19 protein-coding genes are annotated in these 19,567 nt (G+C 60.7%); 10 read left to right on the top strand and 9 right to left on the bottom strand.

Features of this window, described 5'->3' with window-relative positions:
• The first annotated feature begins 47 nt into the window (after positions 1–47).
• Positions 48–1,199 (top strand): ribonucleotide-diphosphate reductase subunit beta, encoded by a 1,152-nt coding sequence (locus K0F86_RS02350; RefSeq protein WP_100874451.1) that lies wholly within the window; start codon positions 48–50, stop codon positions 1,197–1,199.
• A gap of 719 nt (positions 1,200–1,918) precedes the next feature.
• Here the strand turns inward: K0F86_RS02350 and K0F86_RS02355 are convergent.
• Positions 1,919–2,701, bottom strand: coding sequence for a hypothetical protein (locus K0F86_RS02355; RefSeq protein WP_219132753.1), 783 nt, complete (start codon positions 2,699–2,701; stop codon positions 1,919–1,921).
• A gap of 522 nt (positions 2,702–3,223) precedes the next feature.
• On the opposite strand from K0F86_RS02355, the gene K0F86_RS02360 reads away from it, so the two are divergent.
• Positions 3,224–3,757: a YggT family protein gene (locus tag K0F86_RS02360; protein WP_227742044.1), complete on the top strand. Its 534-nt coding sequence runs from the start codon at positions 3,224–3,226 to the stop codon at positions 3,755–3,757.
• 117 nt (positions 3,758–3,874) lie between these two features.
• Here K0F86_RS02360 and K0F86_RS02365 read toward each other — a convergent pair whose 3' ends face one another.
• The 8 genes from K0F86_RS02365 to K0F86_RS02400 all read right to left on the bottom strand — a co-directional run bounded on the left by K0F86_RS02365 (position 3,875) and on the right by K0F86_RS02400 (position 10,793).
• The gene (locus K0F86_RS02365) at positions 3,875–4,813 is read right to left on the bottom strand and encodes a carbohydrate kinase family protein (protein ID WP_219132754.1); all 939 of its coding nucleotides are present in this window, start codon (positions 4,811–4,813) and stop codon (positions 3,875–3,877) included.
• Positions 4,814–4,824: 11 nt separating this feature from the next.
• Positions 4,825–6,045 carry a DUF3426 domain-containing protein gene (locus tag K0F86_RS02370; protein WP_219132755.1) on the bottom strand — a complete coding sequence of 407 codons (1,221 nt, stop codon included), beginning with the start codon at positions 6,043–6,045 and terminating at the stop codon, positions 4,825–4,827.
• A gap of 8 nt (positions 6,046–6,053) precedes the next feature.
• Positions 6,054–6,998 carry a 50S ribosomal protein L11 methyltransferase gene (gene prmA, locus K0F86_RS02375; protein WP_219132756.1) on the bottom strand — a complete coding sequence of 315 codons (945 nt, stop codon included), beginning with the start codon at positions 6,996–6,998 and terminating at the stop codon, positions 6,054–6,056.
• Positions 6,995–8,410: an acetyl-CoA carboxylase biotin carboxylase subunit gene (gene accC / locus K0F86_RS02380; protein WP_102119631.1), complete on the bottom strand. Its 1,416-nt coding sequence runs from the start codon at positions 8,408–8,410 to the stop codon at positions 6,995–6,997. Before accC ends, prmA begins: the two co-directional genes overlap by 4 nt.
• A 101-nt stretch (positions 8,411–8,511) precedes the next feature.
• Positions 8,512–8,970, bottom strand: a complete 459-nt coding sequence (gene accB / locus K0F86_RS02385) for an acetyl-CoA carboxylase biotin carboxyl carrier protein (protein ID WP_096237829.1) — start codon at positions 8,968–8,970, stop codon at positions 8,512–8,514.
• Positions 8,971–9,060: 90 nt separating this feature from the next.
• Positions 9,061–9,498 carry a type II 3-dehydroquinate dehydratase gene (gene aroQ / locus K0F86_RS02390; RefSeq protein ID WP_071075522.1) on the bottom strand — a complete coding sequence of 146 codons (438 nt, stop codon included), beginning with the start codon at positions 9,496–9,498 and terminating at the stop codon, positions 9,061–9,063.
• A gap of 82 nt (positions 9,499–9,580) precedes the next feature.
• Positions 9,581–10,135, bottom strand: a complete 555-nt coding sequence (locus tag K0F86_RS02395; protein WP_219132757.1) for a TlpA disulfide reductase family protein — start codon at positions 10,133–10,135, stop codon at positions 9,581–9,583.
• Between the two features lie 19 nt (positions 10,136–10,154).
• On the bottom strand, positions 10,155–10,793 hold the full coding sequence (locus K0F86_RS02400; protein ID WP_219132758.1) for a hypothetical protein: 639 nt from the start codon (positions 10,791–10,793) through the stop codon (positions 10,155–10,157).
• Between the two features lie 115 nt (positions 10,794–10,908).
• Here K0F86_RS02400 and mpl point away from each other — a divergent pair, with 115 nt between their 5' ends.
• The 8 genes from mpl (at position 10,909) to corA (ending at position 19,298) form a co-directional block, all read left to right on the top strand.
• Complete coding sequence (gene mpl / locus K0F86_RS02405) at positions 10,909–12,285, top strand: UDP-N-acetylmuramate:L-alanyl-gamma-D-glutamyl-meso-diaminopimelate ligase (protein WP_219132759.1); 1,377 nt, start codon at positions 10,909–10,911, stop codon at positions 12,283–12,285.
• Complete coding sequence (locus K0F86_RS02410; protein ID WP_219132760.1) at positions 12,282–12,866, top strand: YqiA/YcfP family alpha/beta fold hydrolase; 585 nt, start codon at positions 12,282–12,284, stop codon at positions 12,864–12,866. Before mpl ends, K0F86_RS02410 begins: the two co-directional genes overlap by 4 nt.
• A complete protein-coding gene (locus K0F86_RS02415) occupies positions 12,863–13,477 on the top strand; it encodes a chorismate lyase (protein ID WP_219132761.1) in 615 nt (204 codons plus the stop codon). Before K0F86_RS02410 ends, K0F86_RS02415 begins: the two co-directional genes overlap by 4 nt.
• Before the next feature lie 2 nt (positions 13,478–13,479).
• Entirely contained in the window at positions 13,480–15,549 is a 2,070-nt protein-coding gene (locus tag K0F86_RS02420; RefSeq protein ID WP_219132762.1) for a ribonuclease catalytic domain-containing protein, read from the top strand.
• 137 nt (positions 15,550–15,686) lie between these two features.
• Positions 15,687–16,544, top strand: coding sequence for an energy transducer TonB (locus K0F86_RS02425; protein WP_219132949.1), 858 nt, complete (start codon positions 15,687–15,689; stop codon positions 16,542–16,544).
• Between the two features lie 11 nt (positions 16,545–16,555).
• Positions 16,556–17,383: a shikimate dehydrogenase gene (aroE, locus tag K0F86_RS02430; RefSeq protein WP_219132950.1), complete on the top strand. Its 828-nt coding sequence runs from the start codon at positions 16,556–16,558 to the stop codon at positions 17,381–17,383.
• A 53-nt stretch (positions 17,384–17,436) separates the two neighbouring features.
• The gene (gene mtgA, locus K0F86_RS02435) at positions 17,437–18,111 is read left to right on the top strand and encodes a monofunctional biosynthetic peptidoglycan transglycosylase (RefSeq protein ID WP_219132951.1); all 675 of its coding nucleotides are present in this window, start codon (positions 17,437–17,439) and stop codon (positions 18,109–18,111) included.
• Positions 18,112–18,332: 221 nt separating this feature from the next.
• Complete coding sequence (corA, locus tag K0F86_RS02440; RefSeq protein WP_034746658.1) at positions 18,333–19,298, top strand: magnesium/cobalt transporter CorA; 966 nt, start codon at positions 18,333–18,335, stop codon at positions 19,296–19,298.
• Positions 19,299–19,567: the final 269 nt, after the last annotated feature.

Raw genomic sequence — 19,567 nt, forward strand, 5'->3', positions numbered from 1 at the left:
GGCCTGTTGCGGATCGCCGGCTCGCCGGCATGGAAAGGAAGAAGATTATGTCGTTGTCCTGGGATGATGAAACCACGTCGGCAGCTGTGCCGCGTCCGGCGCAGCAAGCGCCATTGGGAAATACCGAATTGAACCTGCCGGCCGGTGCCGAGCCGTCCGAAGCGAACGCCGAGCAAGTGGCGCGCCGCGTGAATGCCGACGACAAGCGCATCATCAACGGCAAGACGGACGTCAACCAGCTGGTGCCGTTCAAGTACAAGTGGGCGTGGGACAAATACCTGGCCGGCTGCGCCAACCACTGGATGCCGCAGGAAGTGAACATGCAGCGCGATATCGAGCTGTGGAAAAACCCGAACGGCCTGACGGACGACGAGCGCCGCCTGGTCAAGCGCAACCTGGGTTTCTTCGTGACGGCCGACTCGCTGGCCGCCAACAACATCGTGCTGGGCACCTACCGCCACATCACGGCGCCGGAATGCCGCCAGTACCTGCTGCGCCAGGCGTTCGAGGAAGCGATCCACACGCACGCCTACCAGTACATCGTCGAGTCGCTGGGCCTGGATGAAGGCGAGATCTTCAACGCCTACAACGAAGTCAAGTCGATCCGCGACAAGGATGAATTCCTGATCCCGTTCATCAATACGCTGACCGACCCCGCGTTTGTCACCGGCACGGTGGAAAACGACCAGAAGCTGCTCAAATCTCTGATCGTGTTTGCCTGCCTGATGGAAGGCCTGTTCTTCTACGTCGGCTTCACGCAGATCCTGGCGCTGGGCCGCCAGAACAAGATGATGGGCGCCGCCGAGCAGTACCAGTACATCCTGCGCGATGAATCGATGCACTGCAACTTCGGCATCGACTTGATCAACACGATCAAGATGGAAAACCCGCAGCTGTGGACGGCCGAATTCCGCGAAGAGATCAAAGTGCTGTTCATGCAAGCCGTGGAACTGGAATACGCGTACGCGGAAGACACCATGCCACGCGGCGTGCTGGGTCTGAACGCGCCGATGTTCAAGGGCTATCTGCGCTTCATCGCCAACCGCCGCGCGCAGCAGATCGGCCTTGAGCCGCTGTTCGCGCAAGAGGAAAATCCGTTCCCGTGGATGAGCGAAATGATCGACATGAAGAAGGAACGCAACTTCTTCGAGACGCGCGTGACCGAGTATCAAACCGGTGGTGCGTTGAACTGGGAATAAGCGTTTTTCAGGCTACGCCAGGAAGCGCCGTCATCGTGACGGCGCTTTTTTTTCGCCTGCATGGCGGCGGCAAAATGCATGCTTCAATCGGCGATGCGACGAGGCTTGCGCCTGGATTTTCGGATGCCGCGCATGGACGCATGGCGGGCCCAAAAAATCATTTCAGGACACGCTGGCGGCGGCATTTGCCGCGCGATTGTGCGATAGCACGCGTAACGTGCAAAAAAGCGGCTGAAAACGTGTCGTGCCGGTTGCGCATTGACAAGGTTTTCGTGTACTTTATGAGATTGCAAATGCGAGCGTTAGAATGCGGGGTTTTATAACCAGCGCGGTAGCGAAAAAAGCTCGCAAAACAGGGATACAGATTTACACGGATATGCACAAAACCACACCGTTTTCGTCTGCCGCCGTGCCCGAATTTTTTCAGGCATGGCGGTTTTTTATTTGACGCATGGGTGTTGTGGCGAGCGCGATGCGAGGAGCGAAAAAACGCACGGCATCGAAAACGAATGACCGAATTCAGACTTTGCCACCAGCTGCGAGATAAAGCAGGGTGGCACCGACGATGGCTGAAGTGCTGCAAACGTGAGGAGTTGCAGCAGTTCAGCTGGTGCCGAATTCATTAGCGCAAACGACCGTTTGTGCCGATGAATAATTCGCCTGGCCTATCCCTGTGGTGGGTCGGACGGGTTTAAATCTTGTAGCTTAAATTTCTCATCTCAGATGAAGGAGAGACAAATGGCAACAGCCGCTAAGAAATCAGAAGTAAAGAAACCAGCCGCCAAGGCTGCTCCTGCCGCGAAGAAGCCGGCAGCCGCAGTCAAGACGGTTGCCGCTAAACCAGCTGCCAAAGCCGCAGCGAAACCAGCCGCCAAACCAGCCGCCAAACCAGTCGCCAAAGCCGCAGCCAAGCCTGCAGCAAAAGTGGCCGCCAAGCCGGCAGCAAAAGTGGCAGCCAAGCCAGTAGCGAAAGCCGCAGCGAAACCAGCGGCCAAGGCGGCAGCTAAGCCGGCAACCAAGCCGGCAGCCAAGCCAGCCGCGAAAGTGGCAGCGAAACCTGCCGCCAAGGCAGCAGCCAAGCCTGTCGTGAAAAAAGCCGTTGCCAAGCCAGCAGCAAAAGCCGCGGCAAAACCAGCGGCCAAAGCGGCAGCAAAACCAGCAGCCAAGCCAGCAGTGAAAAAAGCCGCAGCGAAACCTGCCGCCAAACCGGTCGCCAAGGCCGCAGCCAAGCCAGCAGCGAAAAAAGTCGTCGCCAAGGCAGCAGCCAAGCCGGCCGCCAAAGCAGCAGCGAAGCCAGCAGCAAAAGCTGCAGCCAAGCCAGCGGCCAAGGTAGCAGCAAAGCCGGCAGCAAAAGCGGCAGCCAAGCCAGCCGCCAAGGCAGCAGCGAAAAAAGTCGTTGCCAAGCCGGTCGTCAAAGCAGCAGCCAAGCCAGCAGCGAAAGCCGCAGCGAAACCTGCCGCCAAAGCAGTAGCGAAGCCAGCAGCGAAAAAAGTCGTCGCCAAGCCAGCCGCCAAGGTAGCAGCGAAGCCGGCAGCCAAAGCTGCAGCCAAGCCAGCGGCCAAGGTAGCAGCCAAGCCGGTAGCGAAAGTTGCCGCCAAGCCAGCAGCTAAAGTGGCCGCCAAACCGGTCGCCAAAGCAGCAGCGAAACCTGCCGCCAAGGTTGCAGCGAAACCTGCAGCCAAGCCAGCGGCCAAGGTAGCAGCCAAGCCAGCAGCGAAACCTGCCGCCAAGCCAGCCGCGGCGCCAGTCGTGGCAGCGGCAGCAGCGGCACCTGCCGCCGTGGTCGCCAAGCCAGCCGCCAAGAAGGCCGCGCCTAAAAAGGCCGCACCGAAGAAGGCAGCGCCTGTCGCCAAGCCATCGGCACCTATCGCACCTGTAGCAAAAACCGTGTTGGCACCGGCTGCAGCCTGGCCATTCCCAACCAGCACCCGCCCATCGTAATTTCGACGATACGGGTGCCTGGATGAGGCAACACGCCGCTGTGTGACTCAATCACACAGCGGTTTTTTTTTGGAGAATTAGTCGTGCTGATCGTTATCCTTACATTGATCGTTGATACCATTGCCACCTTGCTGGGCGGCGTATTGCTGCTGCGCTTCTGGATGCAGGCGGTGCGCGTGCGGCCCCCTTCATCGGTGGCGCAATTCACGTTTCAATTGTCCGACTGGCTGGTGCGCCCCCTGCGCCGCGTGGTGCCGGGCGTGGGCGGGTATGACTGGGCCAGCCTGATCGGCGCCTTCCTGATCGTGCTGCTGGCCAGTTCGGTGCTGTTTATTTCAGGCGCTCCCGTCGAAGTGGTGCTGCTCAAGTCGCTTCAACGCTTCCTGCAATGGATACTCTACGGTTTCATGGCCTTGCTGATCATCGAAGCCATCTTCAGCTGGGTCAACCCGCATGCGCCGCTGGCGCCGTTTGTACGGGCCCTGAACGAGCCGCTGCTGCGTCCGATCCGCAAGGTCGTGCCGCTGGTCGGCAGCCTGGACTTGTCGCTGCTGGTGGCGCTGATTCTGTTGCAGATCGCGCAAGTGCTGGTGGGGATGATTATTGTGCTGCGATGACGGTGATGGTGGCGTAGGTCGGGTTAGCGGAGCGTCACCCGACGTCACCCGCCATGCCAATGATGTTGTCGGATTACGCGTGGCTGCGCCCCGCTAATCCAACCTACGACCTACATATTAATAGCGGTAACCGAACGCCGCTTCAAACTGCTCGGCGATGCTTTCTGGCGTAAACACATGGTTTTGCGCGCCCTGCGTGGCGATTTTGATCGCGCCCAGCAGGCTGGCCAGGCGGCCGCTGGTTTCCCAGCCCAGGTCGTTGGTGATGCCGAACAGCAAGCCAGCACGGTAGGCGTCGCCGCAACCGGTCGGGTCCAGCACTTCCTTGGCGGCCACGACAGGAATATCGATGCGCTTGCCGTCCGTATAGATTTCCGAACCTTTTTCGCCACGCGTGACGATCAGCGCGTCCAGGCGGCTGGCGATGTCCGGCAGGGTCAAGCCCGTACGTTCCATCAACATTTCCATCTCATAATCGTTGGCCGACACATACGTGGCTTTGTCGATGAAGTCGATCAACTGTTCGCCATTGAAGCGTGGCAACTGTTGACCCGGGTCGAACATGAAGGGGATGCCCAGCTCGGCCAGGTCGGCGGCGTGCTTGAGCATGCCAAGGTCGCCGTCGGGCGAAATGATGGCAACCTTGGCCGGGCCCGCATTGGCGACCGGGTTTTCATGCGCGAACGACATGGCACCGGGGTGGAAGGCATTGATCTGGTTATTGTCCGCATCGGCCGTGACGAAGCACTGCGCGTTGTAGCTGTCGGCCTTGATCAGGATGTTGGCGGTGGAAATGCCCAGCTTTTGCAGGCGTTCCAGGTAGGCGGCGCTGTCCTGGCCCATGACGCCGACGATGCGCGGGTCGCCGCCCAGCATTTTCAGGCTGTAGGCGATGTTGCCCGAGCAGCCGCCGAACTCCGTGCGCATGGTGGGCACGAGGAAGGACACGTTCACCTTGTGCAATTGGTCGGCCAGCAGCGATTCACCGAAGCGGCCGGGGAATTGCATGATGGTGTCGGTGGCGAGCGAGCCGCAGATCAGCGATGTGTTGGTCATGATAGTGTCGGTTAAGGGTAAAAGATGGCGATATGGTAGCCAGACGCCGTGAGCTGGTCTAATGCAAAGTACAGTTTGATGGTTTGTTCCGAGCGCGCCGCAAAACCCTTGCTCACATCGATAGTGGCTGGCAGGTAGTCGCGCGGCGCAATGACACGGCGCAAGAGCGGCTTGTCGTTGGCGTCGTTGAGTATCAGTTCGATGCTGGGCCAGGCTTGCACGCTGCGGCTCTGGTTGCGCAGCAGCGAGACATAGGAAAACGTCTGTTCCTTCAGGGTTTGCAATTCACCCTGTTCGATGGACAGCGCTTCGATCTGCGCCGGCAAGTCGACCTGGCAGCCACTGAGCTTGCACAGCGCGATCAGGGTCGGCTTCCACTGCGGGAACTGCGCCGCCAGCGGATTGCGGAAGGTGGTCATCACTTGCAGCAATAACAAGAACAGCAGCACCGCCGAGCCGATGGCCATGGCCGCGCGCAGGGCCTTGCCGCTCTGTTCGCGGCGCCGGCCCTGGATCACAAAGGCCGGTTCGTCGTCGGCCGGCGGCAGGACGGGTTCGTCCTGCTCTTCGGCTGGCTCCGGCGCAACAGGGGCGGCAGGCAGCGGCGTGAAGAAATTGTCGGCCAGGGTGGGTTCCCGGCGCGCGGGCACGGGTTTGTCCAGGCTGACTTTGTCGATGGCCGGCAACGCCGGGGCGGCCTCGGCTTCCAGGCTCGGTTCGCGGCGGCTGTCGCGCAAATACGTGGCGAAGGCGGGCGCGTCATCGACCTGGCGGCGCTTGAACGGTGCCATCGGCTGGGGCATTGGCGCTTCCGGTGCTTCGGCCGGTGCCATGACAGGGGCGGCGACAGGCGCGTCGGCCAGCGCCTCGTCGGGCAGGCTGACGTCGAGGTCCAGCTCGATGTGGTCGCCGTGGTCTTCCTTGAGCTGCGCCGTTGCCGGCAAGATGCCGAACGGGTCGAACGAGGTGTCGAAGTCGAGAGAATAGATGGGTTCGTCGTCCGTGGCGGACGGCAGGCTGTTGTCGGCCGGATACGTGGTCGATGGCGGGGCGTCAGCGCCGGGGCCGGACGTTAAAAACGGCGATGCCGCGGCTGGATCGACCAGCGCGGCATTGCCGTCAAAGACTTCCCTGCACGTGCCACAGCGCACGATGCCCCCACGTAACTTCAACTGGTCAGCAGCGACCCGAAATATCGTGTTGCAATGGGGGCATTTGGTGGCGAGGGCCATTGCTGTGCTTATGCACCTTCCGCGCGGGGCGCAGGCGCTTGCGTGCTGCCCAGGCGGCCATGCAGGGCCACCCAGCCATCTTGCTCGGCCCACACACCCAGTTCGATGAACGGTGCGTAGGCCGCGGCCACTTCTTCCGCCTGGCGTGCCAGCACGCCGGACAGGATCAGGGCGCCGCCGGCGGCGACTCTGCCCGACAGCATGGGCGCCATCACCTTCAATGGGCTCGACAGGATGTTGGCGACGACGATGTCAAACCTGGCCGTGGCGTGTGCCGACGTGGCAAACGTGTCTGGCAAGAAATATTCGATCTCGCACTGGTTGCGTTCGGCATTCAAGCCAGCCGATTCGATCGCTTGCGGGTCGATATCGACGCCGACCACGGTTTGCGCGCCGAGCTTCTTGGCCACCATGGCCAGGATGCCGGAGCCGCAACCGTAGTCGAGCACGCTCTTGCCAGGGGCGGGATGGGCTTCCAGCCACTCCATGCACAAACGCGTGGTCGGATGGCTGCCCGTGCCGAAGGCCAGGCCCGGGTCCAGTTCCAGGATCAGGCCGTCAGGATCCGGTGCCTCGTGCCAGCTGGGCACGACCCAGATATTCTTGCCGATGTGAATCGGGGCGAATTGCGACTGGGTCAGGCGCACCCAGTCCTGCTCTTCCACGGGGCGCATGGTAAAGGCGGGCACTTCCGCCATGCCGACCGCTTCGGCTGCGGCGGCCACGATGGCGGCCTGGTCGGCGTCGACGTCGGTCAGCGCCACCACGCGGCTGCGTTCCCACGCCGCTTCCTTCGGTTCCATGCCGGGCTCGCCAAACAGGGGCTGCTCGGCATCCGTGCCTTCATCGGCGTCTTCCACCGAGACGGACAGGGCACCCGCTTCCATCAAGGCGTCGGACATGGCCTCGGCGTTGTCACGGGCGATTTCGATGACGATTTCCGTCCAGCTCATGCGCCCGCCTTGATTTCGGATTTCTTGGCGATGCTGGGGCTGCCGCTATTCAGGTTCTTGCCCAGGTCCGGCATGTCGGCCAGTTTCTGTTCCAGATAGTGAATGTTGGTGCCGCCTTCGATGAAGCGCGCGTCGATCATCAGTTCGCGATGCAGGGCGATATTCGTGTTGATGCCTTCGACCACCATTTCGGACAGGGCGATCTGCATGCGGCGGATCGCTTGCTCGCGCGTGGCGCCGTAAGCGATCACTTTGCCGATCATCGAGTCGTAGTGGGGCGGCACGTAGTAACCGGCGTAGGCGTGCGAGTCGACGCGGATGCCAGGGCCGCCCGGCGCATGCCACGAGACGATCTTGCCTGGCGATGGCGTGAACTTGAACGGGTCTTCGGCATTGATGCGGCACTCGATGGCGTGGCCCGACAGCAAGACGTCGCGCTGGCGGAAACGCAGTTTTTCGCCAGCGGCGATGCGGATCTGCTCTTGCACGATGTCGATGCCGGTGATCATCTCGGTGACCGGATGTTCCACTTGCACGCGGGTATTCATTTCAATGAAATAGAACTCGCCGTTTTCGTACAGGAATTCAAACGTGCCGGCGCCGCGGTAGCCGATCTTGCGGCAGGCTTCGGCGCAACGGTCGCCGATTTTTTCGATGAGTTTGCGCGGGATGCCCGGTGCTGGTGCTTCTTCGATCACTTTCTGGTGGCGGCGCTGCATGGAGCAGTCGCGCTCGCCCAGCCAGACGGCGTTCTTGTGTTCGTCGGCGAGGATCTGGATTTCCACGTGGCGCGGATTTTCCAGGTACTTCTCCATATACACTTCAGGGTTGCCGAAAGCCGTGCCGGCTTCCGTCTTGGTCATCGACACGGCGTTGATCAGGGCAGCTTCCGTGTGCACCACGCGCATGCCGCGTCCGCCACCGCCGCCGGCAGCCTTGATGATGACCGGGTAGCCGACCTTGCGGGCAATTTGCACGATCGCTTTCGGATCGTCCGGCAACGCGCCTTCGGAGCCGGGCACGCATGGCACGCCGGCCTTGATCATGGTTTGCTTGGCCGACACTTTATCGCCCATCAAACGGATCGATTCGGAGCGGGGGCCGATGAAGACGAAGCCCGATTTCTCGACGCGTTCGGCAAAGTCGGCGTTTTCCGACAGGAAGCCATAGCCAGGGTGAATCGCTTGTGCATCCGTCACTTCAGCGGCGCTGATGATGGCGGGCATGTTCAGGTAGCTCAGGGACGACTGTGCCGGGCCGATACAAACGGATTCGTCGGCCAGCTTGACGTATTTCGCGTCCTTGTCGGCTTCGGAGTGGACTACAACCGTTTTGATGCCCATTTCGCGGCAGGCGCGCTGAATACGGAGGGCAATTTCACCACGGTTGGCAATCAGGATTTTTTCAAACATGGTAGGTTCGCGTATGTCTGTGAGAGCCGGCGAGCCGGCGAAACAACAAGTGTGAGGGGCTAAAACTGCAAACGGCCGTTGCCGGCCGTGTGGACTGGGTTTTAGCCGATCACAAACAAGGGTTGACCGAATTCGACCGGTTGGCCGTTTTCGACCAGGATCTGGGTCACGACGCCGGCTTTATCGGAGTCGATTTCATTCAGCAGCTTCATCGCTTCGATGATGCACAGGGTATCACCTTCCTTGACGGCCGAGCCCACTTCAACATAGGCGGCGCTGCCAGGAGCGGAAGAGCGGTAGAAGGTGCCAACCATCGGCGACTTGACCACATAGCCCGTAGGCTCGGCGGCGACGACTGCGGCCGCCGGCGCAGGCGCGGCAGGCGCGGCTGGCTGGTAGTGGGCTTGCATGCCTTGCGGCTGCATCATGACCATCTGGTTTTGCGGCATGGCCGACGATTTGACGATGCGAACCTTGCTTTCGCCTTCGGTCACTTCCAGCTCTGCGATATCCGATTCGGCGACCAGGTCGATCAAGGTCTTGAGTTTTCGTAGATCCATGTAAAACCCCTAGGAATGTAGTTTGTTTTATGAGTGATGCGGTGATGTCCAGAACCTATCGCCGCGCTAAATACGTGCAGATCGCGTAGATTAACGTTTTTTAAGCGCAAAGTCGATGGCAAGCCGATATCCATCGATACCTAGCCCGCAGATCGTCCCCTGCGCGATCGCGCTGAGAAATGAGTGATGTCGAAACGTTTCGCGTTGATAAATATTCGAGATATGGACTTCCACGAACGGAATGGCGACCCCGGCCAGCGCATCGCGCAAGGCAACGCTGGTATGGGTCAGGCCGCCAGGATTGATGACGATGGCATCGATCCCTTCCGCTCGCGCGGCATGGATGCGGTCGATCAGTGCGCCTTCATGGTTGCTTTGAAAGCAGATCAGGTCGGCACCGGCCGCCATGGCTTGCGCCATTGCTGCCTGCTCGATATCGGCCAAGGTGCTGGCGCCGTAGACCTCAGGCTCGCGCGTTCCCAGCAAATTCAGGTTGGGACCGTTGAGCAGAAGGAGGTTTTTTGCCATGTATGGAAGACCGTTTTAGCGAAAGTTCCGCATTTTGCCGCCAAAGATACGCATTGGCAAGAGAAAAAAGCACGCTCCGAATTTACAATTTATCCAGATCGGCGCGCAACTGATCAAATTTCAAGCGGCCCAGATAGGTCTTTTTGACTTCGCCATCGGCGCCGATCAGCACCGTAAAGGGCAAACCGCCCGTGGCATTGCCAAAATGACGCGACAGGTCGGTGCCGCTCATGCCGGACACATACACGGGATAGGCGATCTTGACCTTGCTGGCAAAAGTGGCAATATTGCTGGCTGAATCGATGCCGATACCGATCACCTGCAGGTTTTTCGCCGCATAGTGACCTTGCACTTCGGATAACTCCGGCATTTCTTCCACGCAAGGCGGGCACCACGGCGCCCAGAAATTCACCAGCAAATTCTTGCCTTTCCATTGCGACAAGGCTTGCGTGGCACCCGCCGCATCCGGCAGGGACAGCGCATACAGTTCGTTGACGGGGCCGGTCGCGCCTGGCGCGATGGTGGTCGTCAGCGGGCCCGCTGCTTTCGCTTTTTCCTTGCTCAAGCCCACGTAAGCGCCCATGGCGCCGAACATCAGCGCCACGATGGCGCAGCCGATCCAATTCTTTTTTGTCATAACTTTATCTATATCAATGTTAGTCGGCAGCCGGCACGCCATCGGCGAGGCTGGCGGCCAGCAGGCTGCGCAGCCCCGCGATGTCGGTGCGCAGCACTTTGCCGTCCGCCTTGGCTTTCAGTGCGCCGCGCATATCGTCGAGCTCATACATGGCTGCGTGCACGCCTTCGTTTTTCCACAAGAAACTGGCTGTCTCGACCGCATCATAACGCGCTCCCTTGAAATGCGGGCTTTCCGACATGTCGAGCACGACATTTTTATTCAGCAGGAAGATGTGGATGTCCTTGGCGCTCTCGGCAAACAGCTGCAAATAGATCTCGTCGTGGGGGCCGGCCGTGCCATTGAGCACGGGGCCGCTGAGCAGGGGATGAAATTGTTGCAACGCTTCCATCACTTGCAGCGCGATCGTGCGCAGCTGGAACAGGCGTGCCGGCTGGCTGTCGGCCAGGAACAGGGCATTGTATTGCCGTACCTGTTCCTCGATCATGTCGTTATCGGGCAGTATATTGGCCCGGTTCGGCGCGTCGCCGAGGACTTGCCGCGCCGCCTTGCGCTTGGCGCTGCCATAGTCGGCGCCATCCTGCGCCACGAGGCGCGCGGCAGCGGCGGCAATTTCCTGGCGCAACTGCGCGCTATCGTCAAATGCATCGTTCGTCATGAGCGAGATGATACTCCGAAGCGGAAAAAGTCATGGCGTCAGGTAAAATCCCACACTTGCTCTTTTTTATCTCACCGTCTTACTTACTTAAGCGTGCACCTTTCGCACTGATCACATGCATATTCATATTCTCGGCATTTGCGGTACCTTCATGGGCGGCCTGGCCGTGCTGGCCAAGGAAGCCGGCCATAAAGTCACCGGTTGCGATGCCAACGTGTATCCGCCGATGAGCACCCAGCTGGAATCGCAGGGAATCGAACTGATCCAGGGCTTTGATCCCGAACAAACCAAGCTGAACCCGGATTTGTATGTGATTGGCAATGTCGTTTCGCGCGGCAACCCGCTGGTGGAAGAAATCCTCAACCGCAGCCTGCCGTACGTGTCCGGCCCGCAGTGGATCGGCGAACACATCTTGCGCAACAAGTGGGTGCTGGCCGTGGCCGGCACGCATGGCAAGACGACCACCTCGGCCATGCTGGCCTGGATACTCGAAGACGCGGGTTATGCGCCGGGCTTCCTGATCGGCGGCGTGCCGATGAACTTTGGCATTTCCGCCCGCCTCAGCGGCAAGATCGACGGCAAGAGCGCCGATTCGGACTTCTTCGTCATCGAAGCCGACGAATACGACACGGCCTTCTTCGACAAGCGCAGCAAGTTCGTGCATTACCACGCGAAGACGGCCATCATGAATAACCTGGAATACGATCACGCCGACATCTTCCCCGATCTGCACGCGATCGAGACGCAATTCCACCATCTGGTGCGCACGGTGCCTGGCATCGGCCGCCTCGTGTTCAATGGCGACGAAGCGTCGCTGCAGCGCGTGCTGGCGCGCGGTTGCTGGAGTGAAAAGGAAAGTTTTGGTCAAGATGCTAACTGGCAACTGCAAGAGCAGGCCGATGGCAGCTTCGACGTGTTCTTCAATGGCCAGCAGGAAGGCCATGTGGCGTGGGCCCTGACGGGCAAGCACAACCGCAGCAATGCGCTGGCGGCGATTGCCGCCGCGCGCCATGTGGGCGTGCCCATTGCCCAGGCGTGTGCCTCGCTGGCCACGTTCGACAGCGTCAAGCGCCGCATGGAAGTGCGCGGCGTGGTCAACGGCATCACCGTGTACGACGATTTCGCGCATCACCCGACGGCCATTGCCACCACCGTGGGCGGCTTGCGCCAGAAGATTGGTAACGCCGGCCGCATCCTGGCCGTGCTGGAACCGCGTTCGAACACCATGAAGCTGGGCGCCATGAAAGATGCGCTGCCCGGCAGCCTGAAGGATGCGGACCTGGTCTTCGGTTTCGGCAGCCATGCCGCGCTGGGATGGAGTCTGGGCGACGCGCTGGCGCCGCTGGGCAAGATTGCCAGCGCCTATGAAGACATCGATACCCTGGTGGCCGCCGTGGCGGCTGCCGCCCGTCCCGGCGACCAGATCGTGGTCATGAGCAATGGCGGCTTTGGCGGCGTGCACCAGAAGTTGCTGGAGGCGCTAGGTCGATGATTCTGTACCTGCATGGATTCCGCTCGTCGCCCCTGTCGATGAAGTCGCGCCTGCTGGCCGCGCAGATGCAGGCGCTGGGCCGCGAGGCAGAGTGGTTGTGCCCGCAATTGCCGGCTTCGCCCAAGCTGGCCATTGAGCTGGCCCTGTCATTAGTGAAAGACGTGGCGCCGGCCGACCTGACCATCATCGGCTCGTCCTTGGGCGGCTATTACGCCACCTGGCTGGCCGAGCAGCTCGGTTGCCGCGCCGTGCTGTTGAACCCTGCCATCGTGCCGCTGATCGACCTGGAACAGCATGTGGGCGTGACGACCGAGTTCCATTCGGACCAGCCATTCGAGTTCAAGCGCGAGTATATCGACGAACTGCGCGCGTTTGCCGTAGCGAAAATTACTGAGCCGCAACGTTACTTTCTGATTGCCGCCACCGGCGATGAAGTGCTCGACTACCGCGACATGCTGGCGCATTATCAGGGGGCGCAACAGTGCGTCATCGACGGCAGCGACCATGGCATCAGCGAATTTGCCGACTACCTGGCGCCCGTGCTGGCCTTTTGCGGCATCGATGCGGACGCCGCCCGGTGAGGCCGGGTTCGCTGCGCCAGGCGCAATGGCATGCGCACGTGAATGCCGTCAATGCGCCGCCCGCCTTGCGTCACTGGCTCACGGGCGGCGGTTCGCTGACGGCCAAGCTGAAAGCGCATAGTCAGGCATTTCGCGTGCAATGTTTGCATCAGGAAACGGCACGTTGTCTGAACGATGAGGCTGCCATCATTGGTTTACACCGCGCGGGCCGGGTATGGGAACGCGAAGTGCTGTTGCGTTGTGATAACAAACCGGCCGTGTTTGGCCATACCGTCGTGCCCATGCAGGCGACGGCCACGGACTGGCCCCTGTTTTCCGCGCTGGGCGAGCGCTCGCTGGGCACGACCCTGTTCGGTGACCGCATGGTACGGCGCGGCGCACTGGAATTTGCGCGCTTGCGCGCCGGCCACCCGCTGGTGCAGCGGGCGCAGGCGGCGCTGGCAAGGGAAGGGCGGCGCGTCGACGAACAGGCGCTGTTTTTTGCCCGCCGCTGCCTGTATCAGCGTCACCAGGGCTTGCTGCTGGTAACCGAAGTATTTTTGCCGGCGGTGCTGGAGTTGACGTCCCTCACTCGCACCGTTACAACCGACACATTAATAAACAAAGCATAACAATGAATCTATTTTTTGAAGAATCCGGCGATTTCAAGGTCGGCACGGTCCTGTCGCAAGCGGGTGAAGCGTATCAAGTGGAAATGGCCAGCGGCAAGCGCACCAAGGTCAAGGTCAAGGATGTGCTGTTGCAGTATGAAAAGCCGGCCCCGGCCGAACTGCTGGAACAGGCCAAGAGCATTGCCGCCGAGATCGACCTCGATTTCCTGTGGGAAGTGGCGGGCGAAGACGAGTTCGGCTTTGCCGAGCTGGGCGCCGAATATTTCGGCCACGCACCGCTGCCGCCGGAAGCGGCCGGCCTGATCCTGGCCTTGCATTCGGCACCCGTGTATTTCTACAAGAAGGGCCGTGGCCGCTACAAGGCGGCGCCGGAAGCGTCGCTGAAGGCGGCCCTGGCCGGCATCGAAAAGAAAAAGCAGCAGGCGCTGGTGCAGGCAAGCTATGTGGAAGAGCTGAAACAGAACCGCTTGCCCGCCTCGATGCAGCCGATGGTGTTGCAACTGCTGTTCAAGCCGGACAAGAACACGATTGAATACAAGGCGCTGGAAGCGGCGTGCACGGAATTGCACACGACGCCACCGCGTTTGATGCTGGCTGTCGGCGGTATTGCTTCGCCGAAAGACCTGCACCTGTCGAAATTTCTTTTCGAGAATTTCCCGAAAGGCGCCGGTTTCCCCAGCGTGCCCGTGCCCGCCGTGACGGCCAAGCTGCCGCTGGCCGATGTGGCCGCCTTCTCGATCGACGACGTGACCACCACCGAGATCGACGATGCCTTCTCGGTGCAGCCGCTGCCCGATGGCACCGTGAAAGTGGGTATACACATCGCCGCGCCGGGCCTGGGCATCCGCCCGGAAGACGTGATCGACAAGATGGCGCGCCAGCGCATGTCGACCGTCTACATGCCGGGCGACAAGATCACCATGTTGCCGGACGAAATCGTCAATGCTTTCACTCTGGCGGAAGGCACGACGTGCCCGGCCCTGTCGCTGTACGCCACCCTGGACCCGAAAGCCGACTGGGCGGTCATCAGCACGCAGACGCGCGCCGAGCTGGTGCCGATCGCCAGCAATTTGCGCCACAACCAGCTCGACGACCTGGTCAACGAGGAAACCCTGGCCAGCGGCGAAGGCGAGTACCCGCACAAGGCCGATTTTGCCGTGCTGTGGCAATGGGCGCAGCAGCTGGAACAGGGCCGCATGAAGAAGCGCGAAGCGTTCGGCCTGAAGCCGGAACAGAATAACCGCGTCGATTTCAACTTTTATGTGGAAAACGATATCGTCACCGTGGCGCGCCGCAAGCGTGGCGCGCCGCTGGACAAGATCGTCGCTGAATTGATGATTTTCGCCAACAGTACCTGGGGCAAGATGCTGCACGACCATGGCGTGCCCGGTATCTACCGCAGCCAGGGCGGCGGCAGCGGCAATAGCTGGGCGGCAAAGATGCAGGTGCGCATGGTCACCCATGCGGCGCCGCACCAGGGCTTGGGCGTGGATCAATACGCATGGAGCACCTCGCCGTTGCGCCGCTACACGGACCTGGTGAACCAGTGGCAAATCATCGCCTGCGCCGAGCATGGCGTGACGGCGCCGCTGGTGGCCCCGTTCAAGCCCCGTGATGCGAATTTGTTCGCCATCGTTTCGGCATTCGACGCCGCGTATGCCGCGTATGGCGATTTCCAGTCGAACATGGAACGCTACTGGTGCTTGCGCTGGCTGCACCAGGAAAACGCGCGTCAGGTCGATGCCGTCGTCCTGAAAGACGAGATTTTGCGCCTGGTCGACATTCCGCTGGTCATCAAGCTGCCGGGCATGCCATCGGTGGCGCGCGGCGCCCAGGTGAAACTGGACTTGCTGCGCTGGGATGAAGTCGACCTGAGCATTGAAGCGCGCCTGCTGGAAATCGCCGCCGTGCCCGATGCGGCGGCTAACGCCGAGCTCGACTACGAGGAAGAATCGGGCGACGACGGCGCGGAGGAAGTAGCGCCGGAAGCGGCGAACCAGGTCAGCGACGCCGAGGCGGAAGTGGCGGAACTGGTCAGCGAAGACGTGGTCAGCGAGCCCGAGGTCAAGTAAGGCCTCGGTGCGGCCATCAAGGCGGTGCTGAAAACTGTTGCCGGCATCGCCCTTTGACGTAGAATTCAGCCATCTTGTATCTTGTGTTGTAAGGAACTGGGTTGCGCGTGAAGTCTTTCCGAGAGAATCGTTTCCTGATGATTGCCGTGGCGGTATCGCTGCTGGCGCATGGCGCCTTGCTGGCGATGCATTTTGTCGCCCCGGCGCCGCAGCGGGCCGTCGCCACCGACCCCGGCCTGGAAGTGATCCTGGTCAACGCCAAGCATGCGAACAAACCGCTGAAGGCCGATGCTCTGGCGCAAGCCAACCTCGATGGCGGTGGCCAGGCCGACAAGGGCCGCGCCAAGTCGCCCTTGCCCGACATGCGCAAAGTGGAAGAGGGCGACAGCGTCAAGGCCAGCGCCCGGCGCATTGCCGAACTGGAACAAAAACAGCAGGAATTGCTGACACAGGCGGCCAAGCCGACGCCCTACAGCGCCGCGCCCGTCACGGAAAAGGACAAACCGAATCCGCTGGCGTCCGGTTCGGACTTGATGGAAAGCAGCAAGGCCATCGCGCGCATGGCGGCCGAGATCAGCCAGACCGTGGAAGACCAGAATAAACGTCCGCGCAAGACTTTCATTACGCCCAGCACGCAGGAGGTCGGCTATGCCATGTATTACAAGACCCTGCAAAAGCGCATCGAGGAAATCGGCACCCTGAATTTCCCGCAAAAGAATGGCCGCAAGATATATGGCGAACTGGTCGTCTACATCCCCATCTTCCAGGACGGCACGATTTACCAGAAGGAAGGCGGCGCCCGCGTGGAAAAAAGCTCGGGCAACCCAGAGCTGGACGCGGCTGCCCTGGCCATCGTGCGCCGCGCGGCACCGTTCGGCCGTTTCCCACCGAATATGTTGTCAAGTGATAAAGATGACCTGTGGGTCGTCATCACCCGTTTCAAATTTACGCGCGAAGAAAAAATGGAAGCTAACCTGACTGGCGGCAGCAATTGAACAAGCAAGAAATGAATCCCGATCAATATTGCGTCTTCGGCAATCCCATCGCCCACAGCAAGTCCCCCCTGATCCACGCCGCGTTTGCCCTGCAGACAGGACAAGCCATGGCTTACGATCGCCGGCTGGCGCCGCGCGATGGCTTTGCCCTGGCGGCCCGCACGTTTGCCGCCGAGGGCGGCAAGGGCGCGAACGTGACGGTGCCCTTCAAACTCGATGCGTGCGCGCTGGCCACCGTGCTGACGCCGCGCGCGCAAGCGGCCGGCGCCGTCAATACCCTGCGTTTCGATGGCGCCACCATTCTTGGCGACAATACCGATGGCGCGGGCCTGGTGGCCGACATCATGCGCAACGCGGGCATGGCCATCGCCGGCAAGCGCATCCTGCTGCTGGGCGCGGGCGGTGCGGCGCGCGGCGTGGTGCTGCCCTTGCTGGAACAGGGACCGCAGGAAATTTTTATTGCCAACCGCACCGTGGCCACGGCCGAGGCGCTGGTGGCGCAGTTTGCGGACGCGGCGAGTCACGCTGCCCAGCTGCGCGCCGGCGGCTACACGCAGCCCGACGGCGTATTCGATATCGTCATCAATGCCACCTCGGCCAGCCTGGCGGGCGACTTGCCGCCCGTGCCAGCGGGTATCTTCGGCAGCCACACGCTGGCGCTGGACATGATGTATGGCGCCCAGCCCACCGTCTTCATGGACTTTGCCGCCCAGCATGGCGCGCAGGTGCGCGACGGCCTGGGCATGCTGGTGGAGCAGGCGGCCGAAGCGTTTCACGTGTGGCGCGGCGTGCGGCCGCAGACGCAGGACTTGCTGACGCAACTGCGGGGCAGCTTGTGAGCGGCGGCAAGAAGGGCGCGCGCAAAGGTGGTGGCGGCCGCCGCTACGGCTGGATCAAGTGGCTGTTCATCGTGCCCGTGCTGGCCTTTATCGTCGTGCAACTGTATTTCTTCCTGCAAATCTGGTGGTGGGTCGACCACAACCCGTCCAGCACGGCTTTCATGCGCGAACAGTTGTCCGTCTTGCAGGACAAGAATCCGAATGCGACCATCCAGCAGACGTGGGTGCCATACAACCGCATCTCGAACAATCTGAAACGGGCCATCATCGCCTCGGAAGACGCGAATTTTTCCGAGCACGAAGGCGTGGACTGGGAAGCCTTGCAAAAGGCTTATGAGAAAAATAGCAAAAAACAAAAGGTCGTGGCGGGCGGTTCGACGATCACGCAGCAACTGGCGAAGAATCTGTTCCTGTCCGGTTCGCGCAGCTATGTGCGCAAGGGCCAGGAACTGATCATCACATACATGCTGGAAAGCCTGATGGAGAAGCAGCGCATCTTTGAAATCTATTTGAACGTGGTGGAATTTGGCACGGGCATCTTCGGCGCCGAAGCGGCCGCGCGCCACTATTACCATGTCAGCGCGGCCGGCTTGAGCGCGGCGCAGGCGGCGAAACTGGCCGTGATGCTGCCAAATCCCCGCTTTTATGACCGTCACCGCGATACGGGCTATCTGAACCGGCGCACCAGTGTCATCCTGCGCCGCATGGGGGCGGCGGAATTGCCTTGATGGCAGCCGGCTTTATTTGCATAAAATCAAAGCTGCCTGATTGGCACTATTGCGGCGCAGCATCTTAATCGTCTCCCTTGGTGCAACGCCGTACTTTTTCCGTGAAAAAGCGGTGCCGGGGGTGGTCGTGAAAAGGCCTTTGCGGGTACACTTGCGCTGTTTTCATTTTTGGCGCCAGCGCCAGCACATCACGATAACCCAACATCCGGCTGAGAGCGCGCATGATCAATGTCTTTGTATTACAGAATGGCCGGCTCAACCAGGTGCCGATCGACAGCCGCGCAGACCTCGAAAATGCCGAACCGGTGTGGGTCGACCTGACCGACCCCACCGATGATGAACGGGCCTGGGTCAAGGCCATCTACAACGTCACGCTGCCGGGCGAGGACGAAGTCAAGGATATTGAAGCGTCGGCCCGCTATTACGAAGCGGAAAACGGCGACTTGCATCTGCGCACCGACTTCCTGCGTGAAGAAGACGACGGTCCTTCGCGCGTCATCACCGTGGCCTTCATCCTGGCGCGCAAGATCCTGTTTTCCATGCATACGGACGACCTGCCCGTGTTCCGCCTGGTGCGCATGCGCGCCCGCTCGCGGCCAGGCTCGATCGCCGACTACATGGACGTGCTGCTCGACCTGTACGCCACCGATGCCGAATATTCGGCCGACGTGCTCGAAGGCATCTACCAGAACCTGGAAGAAGTCAGCACGCGCGTGCTGCAAAAGGAATTTACCGATGCGCACGCGGCCGAAGCGCTGAACGCGATTGCCCACGAAGAAGATTTGAATGGCCGTATCCGCCGCAACATGATGGATACGCGCCGCGCCGTGAGCTTTTTGATGCGCGGCCGCTTGCTCAATTCCGAGCAGTTCGAGGAAGCGCGGCAGATTTTGCGCGACATCGAATCGCTGGACGGCCATACCTCTTTCCTGTTCGACAAGATCAACTTCCTGATGGATGCCACCGTCGGTTTCATCAACATCAACCAGAACAAGATCATCAAGATCTTCTCGGTGGCCAGCGTGGCCTTCCTGCCGCCGACGCTGATCGCCAGCGTGTACGGCATGAACTTCAAGCTGATGCCGGAACTGGAATGGTCGTTCGGTTATCCTTGGGCCTGGGGCTTGATGATCACCAGCGCCATCGCACCGTTCCTGTACTTCCGCCACCGTGGCTGGCTGAAGTAAACCGCATCGCCGGGGCGCGTCCGCGTCCCGGTTTCAAGGCAAGCGCAGCAATTTCAAAAATCAGCGATAATCATTGGTATTGCGTGGTATTGAATTGGTATCTACGTTGTCTGTGTTAAGCCAGTCTTTCCCCCGTAGTCTGCCTTTTGCAGAAAAGTATCGTCATTCAGACGTTTTCTGCGTGGCAGCGTCCGCCTGTTCCACCTATGATCGTTGCGAAGCCGGCCTTGTTGGCCAGCTGCCGCATTTCCCGTCACCGTTGTCTTCTG

The sequence above is a fragment of the Janthinobacterium sp. UMAB-60 genome (genome assembly GCF_900095235.1).
In the GTDB taxonomy this organism is placed as follows: Bacteria; Pseudomonadota; Gammaproteobacteria; order Burkholderiales; family Burkholderiaceae_D; genus Janthinobacterium.

Excerpts from the sequence above, each read along its gene's own strand:
- K0F86_RS02350 (WP_100874451.1), top strand. The coding sequence starts at position 48 with ATGTCGTTGTCCTGGGATGATGAAACCACGTCGGCAGCTGTGCCGCGT.
- K0F86_RS02365 (WP_219132754.1), bottom strand. The coding sequence starts at position 4,813 with ATGACCAACACATCGCTGATCTGCGGCTCGCTCGCCACCGACACCATC.
- K0F86_RS02370 (WP_219132755.1), bottom strand. The coding sequence starts at position 6,045 with ATGGCCCTCGCCACCAAATGCCCCCATTGCAACACGATATTTCGGGTC.
- prmA (WP_219132756.1), bottom strand. The coding sequence starts at position 6,998 with ATGAGCTGGACGGAAATCGTCATCGAAATCGCCCGTGACAACGCCGAG.
- accC (WP_102119631.1), bottom strand. The coding sequence starts at position 8,410 with ATGTTTGAAAAAATCCTGATTGCCAACCGTGGTGAAATTGCCCTCCGT.
- accB (WP_096237829.1), bottom strand. The coding sequence starts at position 8,970 with ATGGATCTACGAAAACTCAAGACCTTGATCGACCTGGTCGCCGAATCG.
- aroQ (WP_071075522.1), bottom strand. The coding sequence starts at position 9,498 with ATGGCAAAAAACCTCCTTCTGCTCAACGGTCCCAACCTGAATTTGCTG.
- K0F86_RS02395 (WP_219132757.1), bottom strand. The coding sequence starts at position 10,135 with ATGACAAAAAAGAATTGGATCGGCTGCGCCATCGTGGCGCTGATGTTC.
- K0F86_RS02400 (WP_219132758.1), bottom strand. The coding sequence starts at position 10,793 with ATGACGAACGATGCATTTGACGATAGCGCGCAGTTGCGCCAGGAAATT.
- mpl (WP_219132759.1), top strand. The coding sequence starts at position 10,909 with ATGCATATTCATATTCTCGGCATTTGCGGTACCTTCATGGGCGGCCTG.
- K0F86_RS02410 (WP_219132760.1), top strand. The coding sequence starts at position 12,282 with ATGATTCTGTACCTGCATGGATTCCGCTCGTCGCCCCTGTCGATGAAG.
- K0F86_RS02420 (WP_219132762.1), top strand. The coding sequence starts at position 13,480 with ATGAATCTATTTTTTGAAGAATCCGGCGATTTCAAGGTCGGCACGGTC.
- K0F86_RS02425 (WP_219132949.1), top strand. The coding sequence starts at position 15,687 with ATGATTGCCGTGGCGGTATCGCTGCTGGCGCATGGCGCCTTGCTGGCG.
- aroE (WP_219132950.1), top strand. The coding sequence starts at position 16,556 with ATGAATCCCGATCAATATTGCGTCTTCGGCAATCCCATCGCCCACAGC.
- corA (WP_034746658.1), top strand. The coding sequence starts at position 18,333 with ATGATCAATGTCTTTGTATTACAGAATGGCCGGCTCAACCAGGTGCCG.